Below are 6,460 nucleotides of genomic sequence, written 5' to 3'. Positions count from 1 at the left end.
TCGCTCGTACGATTGAAGACACATCCGTAACAGGTGTAGCTTTCGATGCGCAGGTATATCCCAATCCATATGCGGAGCAATTCTACTTCAAAGTAGCTACTGCAAGCCAAGCTTCAATCACCATCCAAGTGTATGATATGATGGGACGTGCCATCGAAACGCGTACGGTTAACGCCGATGCAATCGAAAGTACTGAAGTGGGAGCCAATTATCCTGCGGGGGTATACCATGTGATTTTAACACAAGGAACTAACGTGAAAACCCTTCGTGTGGTCAAACGATAAGTAAACCATAAATAATGAAAATCAAAAAGAGGGCCTAAGCCCTCTTTTTTTTACAACTAATTGCCTGTAAATTATTTTTTTACAGCTTCTTTCGCGGCAGTGGTTGCTTTATCAGCGCCCTCTTTCGCAGTTTCTTTAGCTTCTTCACCAGCAGCTTTCAAGGCATCACCGGTTTCTTCAATCGTAGCATCGATTTTTGTAGCTGCCGTATCGGCCTCTTTTTCCAACGTATCTGCAATCTTTTCAGTTTCAGATACTACTTTTTCATCGGCTTTTTTCTCGCAAGAAACCACCATCAATGCTCCGATCACAGCGAAGCTCAACATTACTTTTTTCATTTTTTTTAAGGGATTAAGAATTAATAAATAAAAAGAACTATTTCCCCTATTACAAATCGAATGCCAAAAAAATACCATGCCTTGCCAGAATCGAAAAAAAATTATTTTTTTAACACCTCAGACCATAAAAAAACCCCTGTTTAGGGGGGTTAAAAGAGTTTAATGTGTTTAAAAAGGTTACTTTTTGGCACCTTCTTTAATCGCTTTGGCTTTTTCCTCTACTTTCGTAGCGCCTTTTACCAATAGGGTGTCGACTTTCGATTTGATTTTCTTTGTGGTCGAGTCCAATGCTTTTTCAGTTTTGGTAGTGACCGAATCCACTTTTTCTTTTACTTCTTGCGATACGGCTTCCTTGGCGGCATCCAATTTCTCTTGTGTCGTTTCTTTACAGCCCACTAATAGTAGTAGCGTAGCAACACTGAATACAATCTTTTTCATTTTTATGCTGAAATTGTGGTTACTTCTTTATCTATTTTATTGACCAATCCCACCAATACTTTTCCAGGACCTACTTCGGTAAAGGAAGTGGCGCCGTCGGCAATCATTTGTTGCACCGATTGGGTCCATTTTACAGGGGCGGTCAATTGGGTAATCAAATTTTGTTTGATAGTAGCTGCATCGCTTACCGCACTTGCAGGTACATTTTGATACACCGGACAGATGGGGTCATTAAAATGGGTAGCTTCAATCGCGGCAGCCAATTCTTCGCGAGCAGGCTCCATCATCGGAGAGTGAAAGGCACCACCTACAGGCAATAATAAGGCGCGTTTTGCCCCGGCTTCTTTCATTTTTTCACAGGCTTCTTCCACCGCTTTAAATTCGCCCGAAATCACCAATTGCCCTGGACAGTTGTAATTTGCAGCAACGACAACTCCATCAATAGAAGCACAAATGTCTTCGACTACTTTATCGTCCAAGTTCAATACGGCCGCCATTGTAGATGGGGTAATTTCACAGGCTTTTTGCATGGCAAGGGCTCGTTGTGAAACCAATTTTAACCCGTCTTCAAACGACAAAGCGCCGCTAGCAACTAAGGCTGAAAATTCCCCTAAGGAATGACCGGCTACCATCTCGGGTTGGAAATCCTCCAAGGTTTTGGCCAAAATCACCGAATGCAAAAATACTGCGGGCTGGGTTACTTTGGTTTCTTTCAATTGTTCTGCGGTTCCTTCAAACATGATGTCGGTAATACGGAAACCCAAAATTTCATTGGCTTTTTCAAACAACTCCCGCGCTACGGCAGAATGTTCATATAAGTCTTTACCCATTCCGGTAAATTGAGCCCCTTGGCCAGGGAATACATATGCTTTCATACACTAGGTTTTACTGCAAAAATAGTGAGAAGCATCTATATTTTTGAAATCAGGGTCAAATTGTAACTTTTTTTCTCTTTTCAGCGTCCAATAGTCAAAAAAATAGTATGAAAAAAATTATCCTTGGACTGCTTTTTTTGGGGGGCATCGTTTACCTCTCGTTACCCGTTTTGAATTACGGTTTTTACCCTATAGCAATTATAGTATTTTTTATACTGGGCTTGGTCTATATTTTTTCGATGAAAATTAGCACCGACAAAGAGTTTAAAAAATTTACCGTCGGGCAACCTCCCCACAAGGCTTGGAAATGGGTGTTTTTGGTCCTTTTCCTCTATTTAACGATTATTCCTTTGGTTACCACAGCGACATTTTTGCATACCGATCGCTATCAAAAATTGATTGGTACGGTCAAAAAAGGCAATTCCATTTCACAACAAATGGCACCGATTGGGATGGATCAAATTCGCGTGGTCGATCGCAACCTAGCCTATTTATTAGGAGAAAAAATTATTGGCTCGCAACCCGCTTTGGGGAGTCAGGTGCAGTTGGGGCAATTTTCAATACAAAAAGTGCACAACGAATTGTACTGGGTAGCTCCGTTATTGCACTCGGGTTTTTTTAAATGGATGAACAATACCCAAGGAACTCCGGGGTATGTGATGGTTTCGGCTACCAACGAACGGGATGTGCGTTTGGTCCAACAAGTGGGCAACCAACCTGTACAATTGAAATTCCAACCCGGCGCTTTTTTTCAAAGCAACCTGCATAGACATTTATATTTTAATGGATATGCGACGACAGGATTGGAAGATTTTGTGTTTGAAATCGATGAATCTGGACGGCCGTATTGGGTGGTTTCTACCTATGAAAAAACGATTGGATTCTCGGGGAAAAATACCACTGGGGTTGTCGTAGTCGATGCACAAACGGGGGACTTGAAGTCGTATACCTTAGCCACAACGCCTGCTTGGGTAGACCGTATCCAACCCGCGACTATCGTTGAAACACAGTTGGAAGACTGGGGCGAGTACATCAACGGGTATTGGAATTTTTCGAATAAAGATAAATTGCAAATTACCGAAGGACTTACCTTGGTGTATGGTAAAAATAATCGGTCGTATTGGTATACCGGAATTACCTCGGTAGGAAGTGACGAAAGCGCTGTAGGTTTTGTGTTGGTAGATACCCGAACCAAAGAAGCCACATTTTATAAACAAAGTGGCGCCACCGAATATGCGGCACAGCAATCGGCAGAAGGGAAAGTACAAGAGAAAGGGTACAAAGCCGCGCTTCCCATTCCGTACAACATCAATGGGATTCCCACGTATATCATGACGCTAAAAGATGATGGGGGATTGGTCAAAATGTACGCCATGGTGGCCATTAATGACTACACCATTGTTGGCGTGGGCAATTCGATGCGAGAAACGTTAACCGCATTCAAGAGCGCCTATAATTCTTCGGGAAGTAAATTAGCCAGCGGCGATTCTCGTGGGAAAAAGCAATTGGAATCGGTGGTAACCCGTATTCAAACCGATGTAAAAAATGGTTCCAGTGTGTATTATTTTACGGTGAAAGGAATGGACCGAATTTTTGTGGGCTCCTCGCAAATTTCGGCCGAATTACCCATCACGACAGTCGGGGATTCGATTTCCATCTCCTATGATGTCGACGGAGAAACCATCATTGACGTCACCCGTTTTGACAACAAAGCGTTTCGATAAAAAAGCAAACCCGAAGTGAAAGCTTCGGGTTTTTTTTAAGAAAATTTTGCAACACATTCAACCAATTCGGCATGATAGGAGTCACTCAGAACACCATCGATCAGGTGGTCATAAAAATTGGGTAATGTGAACGTGCTCACAATTTCAGCCCCTTGGTAGGGAAACCGTTTTTGCGCGAGTTCCATCACACTGGCACCGCCCCGCGCTCCGGGAGAGGTCGCCATGAGTAGCATCGGTTTGTTTTGGAAATTTTTACTTTGAATGCGGGAAGTCCAATCCAAAAGGTTTTTAAATGCCGCCGAATACGCCCCGTTGTGTTCGGCTAACGAAACGACAAGTACGTCGGCGGAACCAATTTTGGCATAAAAATCATGCGCCGCCTGAGGGATTCCCTCTTTTTCCAAATCGACCGAAAATAGCGGAAGTGGGTAATCGTTTAAGTCCAAGACTTCGACTTCGGCATTGGAAAATAAATGGGCGGCATAGGTCGCCAGTTGTTTGTTGATCGAGGATTGGCTGGTTGAACCGCCAAAAGCAATAATTTTTTTCATCGTTAGGTGTGGAGCCAAGCTCCGAATAGTTTTCGTAATAAAGGCAAAAGAACATAGACCATGAGCGGCACCAAAATAGCGGTCATAATCAACGTGCGAATCGGTAAGGCCAAGTCCTTGATGGAGTCACCCAACAGATAGGAAGCCAACGTAATCGCAGGATAGATGGCAATCCAAACCATGAGTGCAAATTTCCATTTTTTGGGTGGTTTCATTTGTTGTAATAATAGGTGAGTGCGCCTGAAGGGCATTTTTTAATGGTTTCCACTATCGCTTCAGTATCTGAATTCTCAGGATTAATCCATGGTTTCTCTTTGGGTTTAAATACCGCCGGATTGTTTTTAACACATTCCGCCGCATGTTTACACAATCCCGATTTCCATACAATGGTCACTTCGCCATTGCTGTATTCTTTGGTAAGGTCATTTGGGTCCATAGTTAAGTGGTTTTGGTGTGAATAACGATGTTGTTTTCTAAAATTTTGGATACGGGACATTTTTCAGCAATGACCAACAAGCGTTGCTGGATTGCGGCCTCCACGCTTTCAGGAAAAGTAATTGTTCGTGAAATGTGCGTCACTAATGCTGGAGTTTGTTCTTGTTCCATGTTTAAAGTTACCGAAAATTCGGGAATAGCCCAACCCTTTCGGTCAATATACATCCGTAAGGTCGATAGGGTACAACCCGCCAAAGAAGCCAGCAAAGTTGTGTAGGGGTCAGGTCCCAAGTCTTGTCCGCCCAGCGATTCGGGTTCGTCCATCACCAGTTGGCCGTTACGCCACTGAATGGTGCAACGGTACAATTGGGTACCGATACTTCCGATGATGTCGTTTTCTAATAACTTTTTCATGTTACACACGTACGTCGTTAAATTCGGGGGTTTTATCAAAAACCGCTTTGGCAAACGGACATAAGGGTAAAATTTTCAAACCGTTGGCGCGGGCCATTTCAACGGCAGCCGTTACCATTTTTTTACCCAACCCTTTACCTTCGTTGCCGGGTCTCACTTCCGTATGATCGATAATGATCTTATCCGGTCCCGCATACACAAACGTCATGCGTCCTTGTTCTGTGCCATCAATGGTAATTTGAAAAAAACCATTTTTGTCGTTTTGTTCGAGATGTACAATCGGTTCCATACCACTTATTTATTGAAACATGGGAACTTCCATGAGTAATAATTCAGTATCTTCGGTCATTTGAAAGTCCACTGTAGCCAGGCTGTTGTCGTCCGTCCAAATGCCCATACCGTCACGAAGTTCGAGTGCTTGTCCATCTACGGTTAATCCACCTTTGATTACAAAAACATACAACCCGTTGCCTTCTTTTTTAAAGGTATAGTTCGCTTGTTCTCCCGCTTTGAAATTCCCCATGTGGAACCAAGCATCTTGGTGAATCCAAACGCCTTCATCGTCGGCATTGGGGGATAAAATTTGTTGAAACTTCCCTTCACGATCGGGCACATTTAAGGTAATTTGTTGGTAACGGGGTTCGACATTACGGTATTTGGGGAACACCCAGATTTGCAACAAATTCGTACGACGATCATGATTGGGGTTAAATTCACTATGCTGAATTCCCGTTCCCGCACTCATCACCTGTACATCGCCAAACTTGATGGTTTCGGCATTGTTCATGCTGTCTTTGTGGGCCAAATCGCCTTCCAACGGAATCGTAATGATTTCCATATTGTCGTGCGGATGAGTACCAAAGCCCATACCACCGGCTACAATATCATCGTTTAACACACGCAATACGCCAAACTGTACGCGATTGGGATCGTAATAGCCCGCAAAGCTAAAAGTATGACGCGCTTCTAACCAACCGTGATTGGCATAACCACGGGTGTTTGATTTATGGATAACTGTATTTTTCATGACATTTAAATTTAATGATTATTACGATACAAAGGTAGGGCGCGACTCACTTTAGGACACTTAATCTAGGTTAAGAAAGTTGAATCGGAATTTAAGTTTTACTATCTACTACTTTGGAGTCAACAGTGATCAGTGATCAGTCAACAGTGAACAGTGAACAGTCATCAGTGAACAGTCAACAGTCAATAGTCATCAGTGATCAGTTTGCAGTATTCAGATTTTAATTTCAGCACTTTGTACCACCCTGAATACTGAATACTCTATACTGTACATTGTATAATGTACGTCCCTGATATAGGTTGACCACATCAAGTCAATTTATATGAAAGCAAACATCAAATTAATCAGTAAGCATCGTAAGTTTTCTGAGGACT

The 6,460-nt window shown here is 42.8% G+C and carries 11 protein-coding genes; 2 read left to right on the top strand and 9 right to left on the bottom strand.

Features of this window, described 5'->3' with window-relative positions; all coding sequences use genetic code 11:
- On the top strand, nt 1-284 hold a 284-nt coding region (locus BUC17_RS13765), incomplete at its 5' end, for a T9SS type A sorting domain-containing protein (protein ID WP_143161826.1).
- A 71-nt stretch (nt 285-355) separates the two neighbouring features.
- Here BUC17_RS13765 and BUC17_RS13760 read toward each other — a convergent pair.
- The 3 genes from BUC17_RS13760 to fabD form a co-directional block, all read right to left on the bottom strand.
- A complete protein-coding gene (locus BUC17_RS13760) occupies nt 356-622 on the bottom strand; it encodes a hypothetical protein (protein WP_143161825.1) in 267 nt (88 codons plus the stop codon).
- 177 nt (nt 623-799) lie between these two features.
- The gene (locus BUC17_RS13755; protein ID WP_073365498.1) at nt 800-1,060 is read right to left on the bottom strand and encodes a hypothetical protein; all 261 of its coding nucleotides are present in this window, start codon (nt 1,058-1,060) and stop codon (nt 800-802) included.
- 2 nt (nt 1,061-1,062) lie between these two features.
- A complete protein-coding gene (fabD, locus tag BUC17_RS13750) occupies nt 1,063-1,935 on the bottom strand; it encodes an ACP S-malonyltransferase (RefSeq protein ID WP_073365496.1) in 873 nt (290 codons plus the stop codon).
- Between the two features lie 107 nt (nt 1,936-2,042).
- Between fabD and BUC17_RS13745 the strand changes: the two genes are divergently transcribed.
- Nucleotides 2,043-3,659 carry a hypothetical protein gene (locus BUC17_RS13745; protein ID WP_073365494.1) on the top strand — a complete coding sequence of 539 codons (1,617 nt, stop codon included), beginning with the start codon at nt 2,043-2,045 and terminating at the stop codon, nt 3,657-3,659.
- A gap of 35 nt (nt 3,660-3,694) precedes the next feature.
- On the opposite strand, the gene BUC17_RS13740 is transcribed toward BUC17_RS13745, so the two are convergent.
- The 6 genes from BUC17_RS13740 to BUC17_RS13715 are packed head-to-tail and all read right to left on the bottom strand — an operon-like array spanning nt 3,695 to nt 6,086.
- Nucleotides 3,695-4,210, bottom strand: coding sequence for an NADPH-dependent FMN reductase (locus tag BUC17_RS13740; protein WP_073365492.1), 516 nt, complete (start codon nt 4,208-4,210; stop codon nt 3,695-3,697).
- A 2-nt stretch (nt 4,211-4,212) separates the two neighbouring features.
- Entirely contained in the window at nt 4,213-4,425 is a 213-nt protein-coding gene (locus BUC17_RS13735; RefSeq protein ID WP_073365490.1) for a putative antibiotic biosynthesis monooxygenase, read from the bottom strand.
- Nucleotides 4,422-4,646, bottom strand: a complete 225-nt coding sequence (locus tag BUC17_RS13730) for a (4Fe-4S)-binding protein (RefSeq protein ID WP_073365488.1) — start codon at nt 4,644-4,646, stop codon at nt 4,422-4,424. Before BUC17_RS13730 ends, BUC17_RS13735 begins: the two co-directional genes overlap by 4 nt.
- A gap of 2 nt (nt 4,647-4,648) precedes the next feature.
- Complete coding sequence (locus tag BUC17_RS13725; protein ID WP_073365486.1) at nt 4,649-5,059, bottom strand: OsmC family protein; 411 nt, start codon at nt 5,057-5,059, stop codon at nt 4,649-4,651.
- A gap of 1 nt (nt 5,060) precedes the next feature.
- A complete protein-coding gene (locus BUC17_RS13720; RefSeq protein ID WP_073365484.1) occupies nt 5,061-5,348 on the bottom strand; it encodes a GNAT family N-acetyltransferase in 288 nt (95 codons plus the stop codon).
- Between the two features lie 9 nt (nt 5,349-5,357).
- Nucleotides 5,358-6,086: a pirin family protein gene (locus BUC17_RS13715; RefSeq protein WP_073365483.1), complete on the bottom strand. Its 729-nt coding sequence runs from the start codon at nt 6,084-6,086 to the stop codon at nt 5,358-5,360.
- Between the last annotated feature and the right edge of the window lie 374 nt (nt 6,087-6,460).

Origin of the sequence: Flavobacterium fontis (genome assembly GCF_900129405.1) — a bacterium.
Lineage (GTDB): Bacteria > Bacteroidota > Bacteroidia > Flavobacteriales > Flavobacteriaceae > Flavobacterium > Flavobacterium fontis.
This window is presented reverse-complemented; position numbering and strand designations above follow the sequence as displayed.